Raw genomic sequence first — 16781 nt, 5'->3', positions numbered from 1 at the left:
GCGGCTCAGGCGGTGGCGTCGCTGCGGGCGATGTCGACGGGCCACGCCAGCGTGAGGACCGAGTCGGGCGCCGGGGAGTCGGCGTCCATGCTCAGTTCGAGGCACACGGTCACCGCCGCGCCGGGTGTGGTGCGGGTGGCGGCGGGCAGGCTCAGCGGGACGTCCGAGGTGGGGGCGTCGACGGGCACCGGCTGCTCACCGTCTCCGGCGAGGATGTTGTCCGAGTCGAGGTGGAAGGCCGGAGCCGCGCAGGCCCCGCCGCGGGAGGCGACCGCCCTGATCCGCACGTCGGCGGCGGTGGCCGGGTCGCCCTCCACGAGGACACCCTCGCCGATCGCCACGTGGGCGTCGGCGCGCGAGTCGACGCTCGTGCGGAGGGTGAGCGGCTGGTAGGCCGAACGGTCCCGCAGTCCGGCGGTGTCGACGCGGACGGGGAAGTGGCCACCGTAGGACGAGATGGGCGCGGTCCAGGTGGTGCCGAAGTCGGTGGACGCCTGGACGGACCAGGCGGAGCTGCGGAGTTCGGACTCGCGGGCCTGCTCTTCGCGGTCCTGGAGGACCATCGTGGTGCCGAGGGCGCAGGCGGAGGAGGCAGCGAGGGCCACCAGGGCGGTGGCCGCGTGCCTGATCCGCATGACTCCTCCGATAATGCGCTCTCCCGGAGGTCGGTTCAGGGGAGGGGACCCTGGCCACGCGATGCGCGGTGACTTCCGGTTCATGAAGAATATTGCTGACGCAACCGTATTCGTTACGCCTCGTCTCGGCGTGTGGCCAAATTCACAGACCGCACGCCATCGCGCCCCCGGGGAACTGTCCGGTCCGTCGGCAACCGGTCATCGAACGCACACGATTGCGAGCCCGAGACCCGCAAGGCTGGCTGACGACGCCGACCTACTCTCCGCGTCCGCCTCCGGCGCCCCTCCCGCTGAGGCGGTGTTGGAGCAGTGAGGTGGGGACAGGGCGCTACGAGTGTCGTAGGCCACTGGCATACTCGGCGCAGTGGCCCGCGCGACGAAGTTGACGTCGAAACGAACCTGGCCACACGCCTAGACGCAGGAGAAGCCGATGCCCGACACCCCCTCCCTCAAGCTCGGATACAAGGCCTCGGCCGAGCAGTTCGGGCCGCGTGACCTCGTGGAGTTCGCGGTGATGGCGGAGCAGGCGGGCATGGACTCGGCCACGGTCTCCGACCATTTCCAGCCCTGGCGCCACGACGGCGGCCACGCCCCGTTCTCCCTGTCCTGGCTCACGGCCGTGGGGGAGCGGACCAGCACGATCCAGCTGGGCACGTCCGTGCTCACCCCGACGTTCCGCTACAACCCCGCGGTGCTGGCCCAGGCGTTCGCCACCATGGCGTGCCTCTACCCGGGGCGCGTCTTCCTCGGCGTGGGCACCGGTGAGGCACTCAACGAGATCGCCACGGGCCACCAGGGCGAGTGGCCGGAGTTCAAGGAGCGCTTCGCGCGACTGCGGGAGTCCGTCCGCCTCATGCGCGAGCTCTGGACCGGCGAGACCACCAGCTTCTCCGGCGACTTCTACTCCACCAAGGACGCGTTCCTGTACGACGTGCCCGAGGGAGGCGTGCCGGTCTACATCGCGGCGGGTGGCCCGGTGGTGGCCAAGTACGCCGGCCGCGTCGGCGACGGCTTCATCTGCACCTCCGGCAAGGGCATGGAGCTTTACACGGACAAGCTCCTGCCCGCCGTGGAGGAGGGCGCGCGGATCAACGAGCGTGACTCCTCGGCGATCGACCGGATGATCGAGATCAAGATCAGCTACGACCCCGACCCGGTGAAGGCCCTCGAGAACTGCCGCTTCTGGGCGCCGCTGAGCCTGACGCCGGAGCAGAAGCACTCGGTGGACTCGCCGCGCGAGATGGAGCGCCTGGCCGACGAGCTGCCGATCGAGCAGGTCGCCAAGCGCTGGATCGTCGCCTCGGACCCGGACGACGCCGTCGAGCAGGTCAAGCAGTACGTCGACGCGGGCCTCAACCACCTGGTCTTCCACGCGCCCGGTCACGACCAGAAGCGCTTCCTCGACCTGTTCAAGGCCGACCTCGAACCACGTCTGCGAGCACTCGTATGAGCGACGAGAACACTCTCCCCGGCCCGGACGCGGCCGATCTCTCCGGCCTCGAGGGCATCCTCGGGGGCAAGGACAAGGTCCGCGTCCTGCGCTACCCGCACGAGACCGAGCCGGACGAGGAGGGGAAGACCACCGAATGGCATTGCGACATCGTCGTCGTCGACAACGTCCCCGCCGTCGGCTTCTCCACCTACGCCACCATCGGCGCGCGGGAGCTGCCCACCAACGTCACCACGCCCGAGGGGCGCCAGATCCGCAGTGAGTTCGTCACGGTCGGCCGCACGGGGCACCGCGCGATGGCCGACGTCCTGGACGCGTGCGCGCTGGCGGTGGCGACCGGCTCAATCCACGTCGCGCCCGGCGCGGTGATCCCCAACGCGGTCGGTCTGGTCGATCCCGGGCGGCGCTGCGAGCACCTCGTCCTCACACCGCCGTTCCTGTGGCCGGAACTACAGGTCGTCGACGAGACCGGCGGCCCCGACGGCACCGGCCCCCTGCTCACGCGCCTGCAGGCCGTGCCCATCACCACCGCCGAGATGTCCGCGCTCGGGCGCGACGGTGCCGACGCCCTGTTCGAGAAGCTCGACACCGCCGACGCCGACGTCACCGACCCGGACCGTCCGAGCGTGGTGTGAGCGTGCGCGCGGCCCGGACGCCCGGCGTCGCCGCGCGGCTGCTCGAGACCTCGGCCGGCCTCATGATCGTCGAGGCCACGGCCGTGGGAGTGTCACGTCTGCAGCAGGTCGACGAGAGCGAACTCCACGCCGCCGACGCGTGGTTCGACGTGAAACACGGTGGCGGCGGGGGAGAGGACGACGACGAGGACCTCGACCGCGGGCCCGGCGGCGCGAGTGGGCTCCTGGACCGCCTCTCGGGGCAGGTGAGGGCCTACCTGGCCGGGGAGCTACGCGACTTCGACGTCCCGCTCGACTGGGCCGCTGCTGGCGTCCACGACGAGTTCTCGCGGGAGGCCTACCGCGAGATCCAGCGCATCCCGTATGGCGAGACCTCCACCTACGGGCAGATCAGCGTGGACGCCGGCCGGCCGCGCAACGCCCGGCGGGTGGGTCGGCTGTGCAGCATCGTGCCGGTGCCGTTCGTCATCCCCGTGCATCGCGTGATCCGCGCCGACGGCGGTATGGGCAACTGCCCGGAGTACCGACTGCGGCTGCTGGAGCACGAGCGCCGCAACCTCGCCGCCGCACGCGGCGGGTCGCACAGTCCGGTCCCGTTCGTCTAGCGGATCGGTGGGCGGTGTCGTAGGCCGTGGCTAGGGTGGCGGAAACGCCGGGGACCGACCGGTCCCCGCCCCAGACCGCCTGCCGTCGACCACGAACCACGGGGGATTCCATGACAGTCGGATCCGTCTGCACCGCTCCGCGCACGGGGAGCACCGTCGAGAGATTCATGCGGGTCCGCGGGCTCACGGATCTGCTCGCGTCCCGGCTCAGTCCCGAGGACCAGATCCCCCAGTCCATGACCGCCGCCAGCCCCGCGGCGTGGCACCGCGCGCACACCACGTGGTTCTTCGAGGAGTTCGTCCTGGCCCGGGTGCCCGGGTACGTGGCGCCGGAGCCGGTGTTTCGCTTCCTGTTCAACTCCTATTACGAGGCGGTCGGGCCCCGGCAGCCGCGCCCCGAGCGCGGGCTCATCACGCGGCCGTCGGTCGCGGAGATCTCCGACTTCCGGGCGCGGGTCGACGAGGCCGTCGTCGCGGCCCTCGAGGCGGGCGACGTCGACGAGCGCGGCCTCGAGCTGCTCGAGCTGGGCTGCCATCACGAACAGCAGCACCAGGAACTGCTGCTCATGGACATCAAGCACCTCTTCTCCCACAACCCGATCGATCCCGTGTACGTCGACAGGTCCGCCGACCCGGCCGCCGCGACGCCGGGAGAGACGGAATGGCTCGCCGTCGTCGAGGGGGTCGCGCAGATCGGCGCGCCCGATCCCACGGGCGGCGACGCACCCGGCGTCCACGCGCACGACGGCCACGCACCGTCCGGGGGGTTCTCCTACGACAACGAACGGCCCCGCCACCGCGTGTGGATCCCGGGCGGCGAGGTCGCCACGCGCCAGGTCACCGTCGGCGAGTGGAAGCGGTTCATGGCCGACGGCGGCTACTCACGTCCCGAGTTATGGCTCTCGGACGGGTGGGCCACCGTGCAGGCCGAGGGCTGGGACGCGCCCGGGTACTGGCGGCGGGAGGACGGTACGGGCGACGCGCGCGCCGACGCCGAGAGCGCCGTCTACGGCGAGTGGACCACCTTCACGCTCAGCGGGCGGCGGCCGGTCGTCGACGCCGAGCCCGTCCTCCACGTCTCGTTCTACGAGGCCGACGCCTATGCGCGCTGGGCCGGGGCACGGCTGCCCACCGAGTTCGAGTGGGAGGTCGCCACCACCGGCTGGCAGATCCGCGACGAGCTCGACCCCGACCGGTGTCACCCGCGGACCGTCGCCGACCGCACGATCGGCGGTGTGTGGGAGTGGACCTCGAGCGCCTACCTGCCGTACCCCGGCTTCGTCACCGAGGAGGGCGCGGCCGGCGAGTACAACGGCAAGTTCATGTCCGACCAGCACGTCCTGCGCGGTGGCAGCGCCCTCACACCGGCCGGCCACACGCGGCACACGTACCGGAACTTCTTCCCCGCAGCGTCGCGGTGGGCGGCCGCCGGCCTGAGGCTCGCGCGGTGACCGGCGCGCGCGAGGCCGCCGCGCGGGAGGCTGCTGCTGGCGAGACCGCCGCGCGGGAGAACGCTGCTGGTGGCGGCGCCGCACCCGGGGACACCGTTGGTGAGATCGCCGCGCGTGGGGACGTAGCGGTGCCGGCCGACGTCGCGGGGCCCCCGGGTTCGACGGCGACGACGACGAGCCCTGCCGATCCCGATATCACCGCCCTCGAATCGGACCTGCGCGAGGGGTTCTTCTCGGACCCGCCGACGGTGCCACCGCGGTGGTTCTACGACGAGAAGGGCAGCCTGCTGTTCGACCGGATCACCCGGCTGGCCGAGTACTACCCCACCCGTGCGGAGGCCGAGATCCTGCGGTCGCGGGCCGTGGACATCGTCGGCGACGCGAGCACGGTGGTCGAGCTCGGAGCCGGCACCTGCGAGAAGACGCGGGTGCTGCTCGACGTCTTCGCCGCTCCGCCGGGCGGCGGCGGGGCACGCGCGGATGCCGCGCCGCTCTTCGTGCCCGTCGACATCTCCACCGAGATGCTCTTCGACTCCGCCCGCGCCCTCACCGCCGAGTACCCGGGCCTGACGGTCGAGCCGGTCGTCGCCGACCTCACCGCCCTCGACGGACCCCTGCCCGGCGAGTCGGGCGGCAGGCTCGTGCTGTTCCTCGGTGGGACGGTCGGCAACTTCAGCGAGGACCAGCGCGCGGACTTCCTCGCCATGCTGCGTGGCGTCATGGATTCCGGCGACCGCCTGGTGCTGGGCTTCGACCTGGTCAAGGACCCGGCGCGCCTGGTCGCGGCCTATGACGACGCCGACGGTGTCACCGCGGAGTTCAACCTCAACATGCTCGACGTCATCGCCCGCACCGTCGAGTGCACCGGCCTGGACCGCGTCGACTTCCGCCACGAGGCCGTGTGGAACGCCGACGAGAGCAGGATCGAGATGTGGCTGCGGGCCGTCCGCGACGTGCGCATCGATTTCCCGACGCTCGGGTGTTCCCGGACCCTCGACGCCGGGGCGGGTATCCGCACCGAGATCGCGCGGAAGTTCGAGCCGGACGCCCTCATGGACGAACTCGCAGAGCACGGCTTCCTCCGCGGGCCCGTGTGGACCGACGACGCGGGTGACTTCGGGCTGGCCCTCGTCGTCGTCGACTGACAGGCACCTTCCCGTGGCCACGCCTGACGGTCCCGACCTCGCCGCGCGCGCCCGCGACCTGCTCGAGGACGCGCACGTCGCCGAGGCGGCCGTCGACACGGCCGCGGCGACGCTGTTCCGGCTCGGCGGAGACGTCGCCCGCGCGGGCACGCGACGCGAGGCCGCCCGCAGCGGTGCCCGCGTCGCCGCCGAACGGGACAGAGTCAGCGGCCTGCTCGACGAACTGGCCGTGCTCTCCGCCGCGGCGGATCGGCTCGACGCCGAACTCGGCGGCCCGGCCGGTGGCGACGCGGTGGTCGGCGGTGCGCCGCGCGGTGAGGCACCCGGCGGCGGGGTTCCGCGCGACGAGGCCGCTGGCGGTGAGGCACCTGGCGGCGGGGCCCCGCGCCACGAGGCGAGGGCGCTGCTCGAGTCGGTTCGGCGCGTCCTCGAGGCGGCCGGCGAGCGCGGCCGGGAGTGCGTGTGGATCGGCGAGCTCGCCCGCGACCGTGTGCACGACTTCGCCGAGTTCGACCTGCTCTACACGCGCGCGTCACGACATCTCGACCGCAGCGACCCCGACGCGGCCTCGGCCGACCTCGCCAGACTCATCACGCTCGAACGCGCGTTGGTGAGCACCGAGGTCGCCGCCATGCTCGACGAGCTCAGATTCCGGCTACTGACCGAGCGCGACTGACGAGCCTTGGACGCCGTCGGCCGCCGGGAAGCTCCCCCACGGCGTCGTACAACTGTTCTATACTCGGGGGCGTGGAACAGGGATTATCGGACGCGGAGGGTGACGGCGGCGACCCCGCTGCCGCGCCCGCGTTGGCCGATGTTCTCGTGTTCCTCGAGGCGTCCGTCGAATCGCTGTGCGCGGTGGAGTGGTCCGCCGTCGATGCCGACGCACTCGCGGACGCGGTGGGCCGCGTCGAAGTCCTGGCGCGCCGGCTCGAGGCCAGTGGCTGCCGAGCGACCGCCGAGCTGGCGGCGTTGCACGGCCGGAAGGGTCGGACGCCCGGAGGTGTTGCCGCCATGCTCGCCGAGAGGCTGGGCCTGGCCAAGGGCACGGTCCACGGCCGGATCGACGCGGGCGGTCGCCAGGCCACCCCGGCCGGCCGCGCGGCCGCGAGCGGAGAGATCACCGGCGAGCACGAGCGGATCATCGCCAAGGCCGTCTCGGCACTACCCGGGACGTTGGGCGGCTCGGCCAAGACCCGGTTCGCCGAGGAACTCACACGGTTCGCCCGGTCGGCCGCGCCCGCCGACCTGCGCGCGGAGGCCGCGCGACGGGTCGCGGAGCTGTGCCCCGCCCGCGGCCGGGACCGCGAGGAACATCAGGAACGGCAACGCTCCGCCCGGCTCGGTGCCGTGCGCGCCGACGGGACGAGCACACTGACCATGACGCTCACTCCTCGCGGCCGCGCGCTGGTGGAGCGGGCGCTGTGCGACTTCGGTGGCCCGGGCGGGGCCGTGCCGTGCGAACCCGGATCAGACGATCGCACCCCGGAGCAGCGCGCCCACGACGCCCTGGTCCACCAGTGGGCGCTCGGCTCGACCGTCGACCCGGCACGGCCCAGGGGGATCGCGACCATCGTGGTCCGGCTGACCCCCGAGCAGCTCGAGGACCCCCACGCGCTCGTCCGCACCGACTCCGGCACCCAGCTCAGCGTCAGGCAGGCTGTCTCGATGGCCGGAGCCATGCCGTGGTTCGTCTCGATGCTCCGCGACGGGCGCGAGGAGCTGCAGAGGATCGACGTGGACGCCCACCCCGAACGGCGCATCGCCTCGGCGATCCAGCGGCTGGTCCTCTACGCCGCGCACGGAGGGTGCACCTTCCCCGGATGCACCGCACCGGCCCGACGAAGTCAGTTCCACCACGTCCGGGAATGGTCGAGGGGCGGACCCACGACCGTCGCTAACGGCGCACTCGGCTGTCCCGTCCACCACGGGTTCGTCGGTGACGGGCCGGCGGGCTGGACGACCATCGTGAATCCAGCCTCGCCCGGGCTGTGCACATGGTTGCCACCCGGCGTCGACAGGCTCACCGACGCCTGACGATCGGCCCCCTACCTGGGTGACGGACGCGCCCGACAGGGGTGTACCAGATGTGCCGCGCCGTCCACGCTGTCACAATGCCCCCGTGCCCGATTCCCTTCCGCCCGATTACGTCACGCCCGCGTCGTCCGAGTCGTCCGGGGCCGAGCCGCCCGAACCCGACGTCGCCGCGCTGACCATCCCAGCCCAGAGCGGGAACGAGCCGCTTTCCTCGTCAGCCGTCTACGTGGCGGCCCCCGAGGGTGACACCGGGAAGTCGACCGTCGCGCTGGGCCTGCTGAGGATTCTCGCCGGGACCGTCCAACGGGTCGGCGTGTTCCGTCCCGTCACCGTCGCCCCGCGGCCGGTCCCCGGTGTGTCCACCGGCGCGGCTATCGACGACGAGCCGGCCCGGGACCGCATCCTGGAGATGCTGCTGCAGCACACGACCGTGGACCTCGACTACGAGGACTGCATCGGCGTGACGAACCTGCGCGTCCACGAGGACCGCGACGCCGCGCTCGGCGAAATCGTCGACCGGTACCAGGTGGTCGCCCGCCAGTGCGACGTCGTGGTGATCCTCGGGACCGACTACACCGGGGTCCCCAGTCCCACGGAGTACGACTTCAACGCCACGCTCGCCGTGAACCTGGGCGCCCCCGTGCTCCTGGTGCTCCGCGGTACCGACCGCTCCCCGGCAGAGATCGGCACCAACGCCCGGCTCACGCTCGACGAACTGCGGGCCGAGCACGCCCACCCCGTCGGGGTCGTCGCCAACCGCTGCGATCCCGACACACTGGAGGCGATCCAGGCGGAGCTCGACACGCTCGACGTGCCGGCCTGGACCCTGCCCACCCAGGCGCTGCTCACCGCCCCCACGATGGGCGAACTCATGGAGGCGGTCGACGGCACCCTGTACTCCGGCGACCCGGCGCTGCTCGACCGCGAGGCGATGGCCGTGATGGTCGGCGGCATGACCGGCGACCGGATCCTCGAGCGGCTCGTCGACGGCATGGTGGTCATCGTGCCCGCCGACCGCACCGACGCGGTGTTGGCGATCCTCGCCGCGCACGCCGCCGAGGGCTTCCCGTCGCTGGCCGGGATGATCTGGAACGGCGGGGTGACGCCGAACCCGGCGCTGGACAAGCTCGTCCGCGGGATGCGGTCCACCCTGCCGATCGTCTGCACCCAGCACGGCACCTACGACACCGCGCGGCTCGCCGCCGAGACCCGCGGTCGTGTCTACTCCGGCTCCGGACGCAAGGTCGAGACCGCGCTGAGCCTCATGGAGAAGCACGTCGACACCGAGGAACTGCTCGCCCGGCTGCGCGTCGACACGCCCGACGTGATGACGCCGCAGATGTTCGAGCACCAGCTTCTCGAACGCGCCCGCGCCGACAAGCGGCACGTCGTGTTGCCCGAGGGCGACGACGACCGCATCCTCCACGCCGCCGGCCGCCTGCTGCGACGTGACGTCGCGGACCTGACGATCCTCGGCGATCCCGAGGCGATCCGGCGCCGGGCCGACGAACTGGGCATCAACCTCAGCGGGGCGCAGCTGCTCGACCCGCGGACGAGTGAACACGCCGACAGGTTCGCCGAGGAGTACGCCGAGCTGCGCAAGCACAAGGGGATGACCCTGGACGTGGCCCGCGACCGCATCCTCGATATCTCCTACTTCGCCACGATGATGGTGCACACGGGCCTCGCCGACGGCATGGTCTCCGGCGCCGCCCACACCACCGCGCACACCATCCGCCCGGCCCTGGAGATCATCCGTACCCGCCCGGACGTCGAGACGGTCTCGAGCGTGTTCCTCATGTGCCTGGCCGACCACGTGCTCGCGTTCGGCGACTGCGCGGTGGTGCCCGATCCCACCGCGGAGCAGCTCGCCGACATCGCCCTGTCTTCCGCCGAGACCGCCGCGCGCTTCGGTATCGATCCGCGGGTGGCGCTGCTGTCGTACTCCACCGGTGACTCGGGCACGGGAGCGGACGTCGACAAGGTGCGCGAGGCCACCGCGCTCGTGCGGTCGCGCATCGCCGACGCCGCCGCGTCCGTCGGCGCGTCCGCCGCCGACCCGGTGGCCGGCCTCGTCGTGGACGGGCCCCTGCAGTTCGACGCCGCCGTCGACCCCACGGTCGCCGGAAAGAAGATGCCCGATTCCGAGGTCGCCGGACGTGCCACCGTGCTGGTGTTCCCCGACCTCAACACCGGCAACAACACGTACAAGGCCGTCCAGCGGACCGCGGGCGCCGTCGCGATCGGGCCGGTCCTGCAGGGCCTGCGGAAGCCGATCAACGACCTGTCGCGCGGCGCGCTGGTCGAGGACATCGTCAACACCGTCGCCATCACGGCCGTCCAGGCGCAGGGCGCCGGTGTCTCCCAGGAAAGCGATTCATGACCCGCGTACTCGTCATCAACTCCGGCTCGTCCTCACTCAAGTTGCAGATCCTCGACACCGCCGTGGAGGTCGAGCTGGCCTGGGCACTGGTCGAGCGGATCGGGGAGCCCGTGGGCAGCTTGACCGTGCGCCGCAGTGAGCTCACCGGATCGCCCGCCGCCGAGCGGACCGCGGAGGCCGGGTTTCCCGACCACACCGCCGCGCTGGCCCGGGTACTGGAGCTGGCCGAGGAACTTCGCGTGCACCCCGCCGACCTGGGCGTCGAGGCGATCGGCCACCGGGTCGTCCACGGTGGGCCGGCCTTCCACGAGCCGGTCGAGGTGACCGCCGAGGTGGAAGCCGACATCGAGAAGCTCGAACTGCTCGCCCCGCTGCACAATCCGGCAAACCTGCGCGGGATCAGGGTGGCCCGCGAGCTGCTGCCCGGCCTGCCGCACGTCGCGGTGTTCGATACGGGCTTCTTCCACACGATGCCCGCCGCCGCCCACACGTACGCGATCGACCGCGAGACGGCGCGCGAGTGGGACCTGCGTCGGTACGGCTTCCACGGCACCAGCCACGAGTTCGTCTCCCACCGTGTCGCTGACGTCCTCGGGCGGCCCTACGACGAGATCAACCAGATCGTCCTGCACCTCGGCAACGGGGCGTCGGCCTCGGCGATCGCGGGTGGTCGCCCGATGGACACCTCCATGGGCCTGACCCCGCTCGAGGGGCTCGTCATGGGAACACGCCCCGGGGACCTCGACCCCGGGCTGATCATCCACCTCATCCGCGACCGCGGGATGTCGCCGGAGGACGTCTCCACCCTGCTCAACCGCCGGTCCGGACTGGAGGGGCTGTCGGGCGCGCGTGATTTCCGCGAGCTGCTGACCCGGGTCGACGACAACGACGAGGACGCGCGGCTCGCCTACGAAGTGGTGATCCATCGCCTGCGCCGCTACATCGGCGGCTACTGGGCGGTCCTCGGCCGCGTGGATGCGATCACGTTCACCGCCGGGGTCGGGGAGAACGTCGCCCGCCTGCGGGCCGACGCGCTGTCCACGATGAGCGGCTGGGGGGTCGAGATCGACCGGGACGCCAACGAGAACGGCACGGGCGAGCGGGTCATCTCGACGCCGGACAGCCGGGTCGCGGTGCTGGTCGTGCCGACGGACGAGGAGCTGGCGATCGCGCGGGCGTGCGACACCGTGCTGGGCCTGGGGACGTAGCCACTCCGGGCGGGCCTAGAACAACGTGCGCGGGCGGATGCTGTTGGCCTGGTCGACCAGTCGGAACCGCTGGGCCCGCGTCTCGGTGGACCGGGCGAGCGTCCGCAGGACGGTCTCGGCGCCGGAGCGCAGGCCGAATTCGGTGAACGGCACGCCCCGCATCAGCGGGGACGGCGAGGGCTCGTTGCCGGGCCGCTGGATCCACGCCAGCGCGGTGGTGAGGACGGTGAGCCGGATCTGGAAGGCCCGGTGTTCGCCGGCGGACAGGTTGGTCACCCGACGTGCGGCTTCGCGCAGGTGGGACTCCTCGGTCTCCTCCAGGGGGCGGCCCTGGCACAGGAGGAGGATCGCGGTGAGGTTGGCGAGCGAGGAGTAGCGCGAGTTGGGTGGGACGCGGTCGAGTTCCTCGATGGCGGCCGCGACCTCGCCGCGACGCTGGAGCTGGCGGGCCAGACCGAACGCCGAGCTGATGACGGAGCGGTCGACCGACCACACGGTGCGGTAGAAGTGCTCGCTCGAGCGGGCCCAGCGGGCGCGGTCCCGTTCGGGACAGACGTCGAGGATGAGTTCGGCGGTGGCGGCGAGGGCCAGCTTGGGTCCGTTCTCGCCGGGCATGGCGGAAAGCACCTGCTGGAACTTCGGGTAGGCGCCCACCGGGTCGCCCTTGAGGAGCGCGACGACGCCGTCGTACCAGACGAGCCGCCACTCGGCGCGCCGTCGGTGGGCGTTCTCCTCCAGGAGCGCCTCGGCGGCCGCGAGGTCCCCGCTCTCGAGGTAGGCGCGAGCGAGCGACATGATGACGCCGATGCTCTCGTGCGCCTCGGAGTCGGTGTCGGAGTAGAGCTCCTTGAGCGTGTCGATCCGCTGCTCGACCGAGGTGTACGAGGTCGCGGCGAGGATGCGGCTGGCCGGGTCGGACGACTCCATGAGGGGCACCGGGAGCGCGTCGACGAGCTCGGCGCCGGTGAGCGTGGTGTCGCGGGCGCGGCCGTCGACGAGGAAGTCCGTCGGCTCGACGGTGAACAGGGTGCCGAACGTCGACCGCTGGGGGGAGAACACGGACGAGAACGCGGGGTGCGGCACCCCGGTCCGCAGTGCCAGCACCTCCCGCAGGACGCCCATGAGCTGGTTGGCCATGCCGGTGGCGCTGCGGAACCGCATGTCGGGGTTCTCGTGCGTGGAACGCAGCAGGAACCGGTACAGGGAGTCGTACCGGCTGAAGACCGGCTCCTCCATGGGGGAGGGGATCCCGTCGGCGTAGCGACCGTCGACGACGGGCAGTCGGACGATGAGCGAGGCCAGCGTCCGGCCGACGGTGTACAGGTCGGAGACGATGGTCGGTCCGGTCTCGGGGATCTCGGGGGCCTGGAAGCCGGGGGTGCCGTAGATGTGCCCGTAGTCGCCGACGCCCGACACGGCGCCCATGTCGATCAGCTTGACGTGGTCCTCGGTGAGCATGATGTTCTCGGGCTTGAGGTCGTTGTAGACCAGTCCCACGGAGTGCAGGTAGGACAGCGCCTGGAGGACCTCGAGGACGTAGGCGATGGCCTTCTCCACCGGCAGGACCCGTCCGGGGGCGGCGCGCCGGACGTCGCGGAGGCTGGGGCCGCCGACGTACTCCATGACGATGTACCCGCCGTGGGCGGGTGAGGTGGCCCAGTCGTCGTGGATGAAGTTGTAGATACGCACGATCGACGGGTGCGACAGTTCGGCGAGGATCTCCCGCTCGGCGACCGCGACCTCCTGGGCCTCGGCCTGGTCGGCGTGGAGCAGGCCCTTGAGCACGACCCAGCGGTCGGAGACGTTGTGGTCGACGGCGAGGTAGATCCAGCCCATCCCGCCGTGGGCGAGCGCGCCGCGGACCTCGTACTGGTCGGCGACGATGTCGCCGGGTCGGAGCTCGGGCCTGGGGAGTTTGCCGTTCGAGGCCTCGCACTCGGCCTCGATATCCTCCGGCGCGAGCATCGCGGAGGTGGGGTCGACGGGGATGATGTACGGCAGATCGACGAGACCCTCGGAGGCCTGGCTCGGCCGGTCCTCGGGCTTGTCGGGGTGCCGCATGCGGAACGGCGCCGAGGTGGCGCGGTCACCGGTGACCGCGTCGGTCCGGCCGGACGGACGCGCGCCGGGCACGGACTCGGTGCGGGACTCGGGATCGTGCTCCGTCCGGTCGGTGCGGCCGGGCGTCGTGCCGCCGTCGGGGTCGGTGTCGGACAGGAAGCCGGTCATGGACACCGCACCGGTGACGTCGACGGCGCCGGTCTCGGCCATCCCGCCGGTCGACGCGGAGCCACCCGTCTCCGCCATCGCGCCGGTGGCCTCCATCGCGCCTGTGGCCTCGGTCGCACCCGTCGCCTCGGTCGCCCCGGTGCCCGCCGCGCCGATCGTCGCCGCGGCGCCCGTGGCTGCCGCGGCCTGAGTGACGTCGACGGCCTCGGTCCGCACGGTGGCCTGGGTGCCGACGGTGGGTTCTCCGTCCTCCGGCGGGTCGTTCCACTTCCGGTAGCTCATCGCGGCTCCTCGATGTACCGCGGCTCCGGCATTCCGGGGTTCGGCCCCAGCCCGGACAGCCACGTGGAGTACATGCGGTTCCACGTGCCGTCCGCGCGGATCCGCTCGAGCGTCGAGTTCACCTGCCGGACCAGCCCGTCCGTGTTGTGCTCCGGGGTGGACTTGGCGATGCCCACGCCGTACGGCTCGGCGTCGAGCTGCGGACCGACGATCTGCAGGTAGGGGTCCTGGGCGGTGATGCCCACCAGGATGGCGTCGTCGGTGGTGATGGCGTCGACCTGGTTCTGCTGGATGGCGACCAGGCAGTCCGCCCACGTGTTGACCGACAGCACGGTGATCCGCTCCAACTCCGCCCACAGTCGGGACGCGGAGGTGGTTCCCGCCGCCACGCACACGCGCTTGCCCTCGAGGTGCTCGATCTCCGTGATACCCGAACCCCGCACGGTGAGCACTCGTTGGTAGGCCTGGTAGTACGGCACCGAGAACGTCACCCGATCTCGCCGGGCGCACGTGATGGACATCGACCGGATCACCACGTCCACCTGGTCGTTCTCCAGTGCCTCCAGCCGATTCGCCGACGTCAGCGACCGGAACTCCACCTGCTGCGGGTCACCGAAGATGTCGGCGGCGATCTCCCGGGCGAGGTCCACGTCGAAGCCGGTGAGCTGGCCGCTGGCGGGGTCGCGGAATGAGAACAGGTTGGAGCCCTGGTCGAGGCCGACGATCAGTCGGCCCCGCTGCAGGATCCGCGGCACGCGCTCCTCGGGCGGGGCGTCGTCAGGCCGCAGGCTGGGCAGGGGATCGCAGTTCTCGTCGTCCTCGCCCGGCAGGTTGTCGGGGATGTCGGTGCTGACCACCGCGCCGGCGGGCAGCGGCATAACGGCCTCGACCTCCGGGATCCCCGCCCCGACGGTGTCCGCGGACTCGGCCGCCGCGCCCTGTTCCGGCCCGCCGACGCCGGGTCGGACCTCGCCGTCGTCGACCCCACACGCGGCGCCGAACGCCAGGGCCGCCACCAGCCCGCCACCCAGCGCCACCCGCGACGCCCGGCCAGCGCGCGCCGCCCCGCCGGCGCGCACCGACCATCCAGCCCGCGCCCTCACAGGTACTCCCTGATCCTGGGCGCGATTCCCACGACCACGCCGAACGCGGCCAGCGTGGACAGCGCGATGATGAGATCCGGGCCGCTCGAGGAGGTGCGGCGGGCGTTGTCGATGCGGGTGCGCAGGGTGTCGCGGGCCTCCTCGATGGCGGCCTGCATGGACTCGTCGAATTCGTCGAACGCCGCCCCCGAGTCGCCGGCGTCCTGGCCGGAGGAGATCTCGATGGCGCCCTGGTAGTCGCCCTGCTGGTAACGGGAGTCGGCGCGGTTCTGTGCGGCCATCCACTCGTCGAGCGCCTCGATGGCCTCCGTCACCGCGCCGTGCGAGTCGAGGCTGATGTCGTTGCCGGTCTCCTCCTCGTCGTCGAGGTACACGGTCAGGGTGTCGCGGACGCCACCGAGGACGGCCGCGCGTTCGGCCGCCGACCCCTCGGGGTCCGTGCGCCGCACCAGGTTGAGCGTCTCCTGCGCGCGCACCTTCTGGGCGTTGATGCGCTGGCGGGTCAGCTCGTTCATCGGCGCCGCGCCCTCGGACAGGCCCTTGGCGTTGTCGTTGGCGGCGAGGAACCCGGCGATCATGGTGAGCAGGAACGTCGCCACCACGAGCAGGGACGCCACACCGAGCGCGGGGTTGATGCGCCGCCCGGTGAGCCGCCACAGCCACTGCTGCAGCAGCACCAGCACCGCGATCGCCAGGCCGAGCAGGAAGAACGAGCCCCACGGCGGCGACGACCACTCGCGGTCCGACTGGCCCACGGACGTGGACTGTCGGTCGTACAGGTCGGCGGCCGCGGGCAGGATGGTGTCCTGCATCAGCGCCGACGCCGAGGCGAGATATGCCGAGCCGACCGGGTTGGCGACGCGGTTGTTGGTGCGGGCGGTCTCCACGAGGCCGGTGTAGGTGGCGAGCTGCGCGTTGATGTGGGCGAGCTGGTCGATGGACTCGGTGTCGGTGCGGTCGAGGCCCTGGGCGGCGGCGATGATCGACGACGACGAGTCCGCGATCGCCTGAAGGTAGCGTTCGCGCAGTTCCGCAGGTTCTATCCCGCCGGTGATGAACGCGGTGTTCGCGGCGGAGTCCGCGATCGTCAGGGAGCTGTAGAGCGTCTGCGAGGCGTTGGCGACGGGCTCGACCTCGGCGAGCAGGGTCTCGTGGTAGCTCTGCCGCTGGGTGATGGTGGAGGACGCCACGATGCCGCCCGCGAGCACCACCAGGATCGCCACGACAGCGAACACCGACATGCGTCCGGGCGTGGTGAGCACGTCGCTCCAGAAGCGGGCGGCGCGGCGGCGCACGGGGTGGCGGGGCTGGACGGCGGTGCCGGACTCGCCGCTGCCGCCGCCGGCCCCGGGGCGACCACCGGCTACGGGACGACCACCGGTCGCGGGGCCCGGTCCCGTCGCGGAGCCGGACGAGGAGCCCGGCGTGGGCGTGGAACCGCTGCGGGTCCCGTCGGAGGATCCGGGAGTGCCTCGTCGTGCGAGGGTTCGGGCGCGCATCGCGTCGCTCACCTCCCCGGTCCTCGCCCGCCGAGCCGACGTCGCGACGGGAGTGTGTCCCAGGTTAGTGAAGTGACGGCGCGGAGTCGGGCAGACTGGTCGAGGAGGACTCGAGGATC

Annotated in this window: 13 protein-coding genes; 9 read left to right on the top strand and 4 right to left on the bottom strand. The window is 71.9% G+C overall.

All coding sequences use genetic code 11. The features are described 5' to 3' along the window. Positions 1-5 precede the first annotated feature (5 nt). Positions 6-635 (bottom strand): hypothetical protein, encoded by a 630-nt coding sequence (locus A6035_RS14365; protein ID WP_108848449.1) that lies wholly within the window; start codon positions 633-635, stop codon positions 6-8. Positions 636-1065: 430 nt separating this feature from the next. On the opposite strand from A6035_RS14365, the gene fgd reads away from it, so the two are divergent. From fgd to A6035_RS14320, 9 genes are all read left to right on the top strand, one after another. Further along, positions 1066-2085 carry a glucose-6-phosphate dehydrogenase (coenzyme-F420) gene (gene fgd / locus A6035_RS14360; protein ID WP_108848447.1) on the top strand — a complete coding sequence of 340 codons (1020 nt, stop codon included), beginning with the start codon at positions 1066-1068 and terminating at the stop codon, positions 2083-2085. Further along, the gene (locus A6035_RS14355; RefSeq protein WP_108848445.1) at positions 2082-2720 is read left to right on the top strand and encodes a suppressor of fused domain protein; all 639 of its coding nucleotides are present in this window, start codon (positions 2082-2084) and stop codon (positions 2718-2720) included. The genes fgd and A6035_RS14355 overlap by 4 nt, the downstream gene beginning before the upstream one ends. After that, a complete protein-coding gene (locus tag A6035_RS14350; RefSeq protein ID WP_108848443.1) occupies positions 2717-3325 on the top strand; it encodes a methylated-DNA--[protein]-cysteine S-methyltransferase in 609 nt (202 codons plus the stop codon). The genes A6035_RS14355 and A6035_RS14350 overlap by 4 nt, the downstream gene beginning before the upstream one ends. 110 nt (positions 3326-3435) lie before the next feature. Next, positions 3436-4776 carry an ergothioneine biosynthesis protein EgtB gene (egtB, locus tag A6035_RS14345; protein ID WP_108848441.1) on the top strand — a complete coding sequence of 447 codons (1341 nt, stop codon included), beginning with the start codon at positions 3436-3438 and terminating at the stop codon, positions 4774-4776. A gap of 194 nt (positions 4777-4970) precedes the next feature. Beyond that, the gene (gene egtD / locus A6035_RS14340) at positions 4971-5921 is read left to right on the top strand and encodes an L-histidine N(alpha)-methyltransferase (protein WP_425267524.1); all 951 of its coding nucleotides are present in this window, start codon (positions 4971-4973) and stop codon (positions 5919-5921) included. A 13-nt stretch (positions 5922-5934) separates the two neighbouring features. Further along, the gene (locus A6035_RS14335) at positions 5935-6597 is read left to right on the top strand and encodes a hypothetical protein (protein WP_108848439.1); all 663 of its coding nucleotides are present in this window, start codon (positions 5935-5937) and stop codon (positions 6595-6597) included. Between the two features lie 71 nt (positions 6598-6668). After that, a complete protein-coding gene (locus A6035_RS14330; RefSeq protein ID WP_108848437.1) occupies positions 6669-7958 on the top strand; it encodes an HNH endonuclease signature motif containing protein in 1290 nt (429 codons plus the stop codon). Positions 7959-8130: 172 nt separating this feature from the next. Beyond that, entirely contained in the window at positions 8131-10341 is a 2211-nt protein-coding gene (pta, locus tag A6035_RS14325; RefSeq protein WP_412523635.1) for a phosphate acetyltransferase, read from the top strand. Next, a complete protein-coding gene (locus A6035_RS14320; protein WP_108848435.1) occupies positions 10338-11549 on the top strand; it encodes an acetate/propionate family kinase in 1212 nt (403 codons plus the stop codon). The genes pta and A6035_RS14320 overlap by 4 nt, the downstream gene beginning before the upstream one ends. A 15-nt stretch (positions 11550-11564) precedes the next feature. On the opposite strand, the gene A6035_RS14315 is transcribed toward A6035_RS14320, so the two are convergent. The 3 genes from A6035_RS14315 to A6035_RS14305 are packed head-to-tail and all read right to left on the bottom strand — an operon-like array spanning position 11565 to position 16674. Then, positions 11565-14060 carry a serine/threonine protein kinase gene (locus A6035_RS14315; protein WP_108848433.1) on the bottom strand — a complete coding sequence of 832 codons (2496 nt, stop codon included), beginning with the start codon at positions 14058-14060 and terminating at the stop codon, positions 11565-11567. After that, positions 14057-15163, bottom strand: a complete 1107-nt coding sequence (locus tag A6035_RS14310) for a glutamate ABC transporter substrate-binding protein (RefSeq protein WP_425267506.1) — start codon at positions 15161-15163, stop codon at positions 14057-14059. Before A6035_RS14310 ends, A6035_RS14315 begins: the two co-directional genes overlap by 4 nt. Then, entirely contained in the window at positions 15160-16674 is a 1515-nt protein-coding gene (locus A6035_RS14305; protein ID WP_244192451.1) for a hypothetical protein, read from the bottom strand. Before A6035_RS14305 ends, A6035_RS14310 begins: the two co-directional genes overlap by 4 nt. Between the last annotated feature and the right edge of the window lie 107 nt (positions 16675-16781).

The organism is Dietzia lutea, assembly GCF_003096075.1.
In the GTDB taxonomy this organism is placed as follows: Bacteria; Actinomycetota; Actinomycetes; order Mycobacteriales; family Mycobacteriaceae; genus Dietzia; species Dietzia lutea.
The sequence above is the reverse complement of the archived record's forward strand: the minus strand, read 5'-3'. Positions and strand labels throughout refer to the sequence as shown.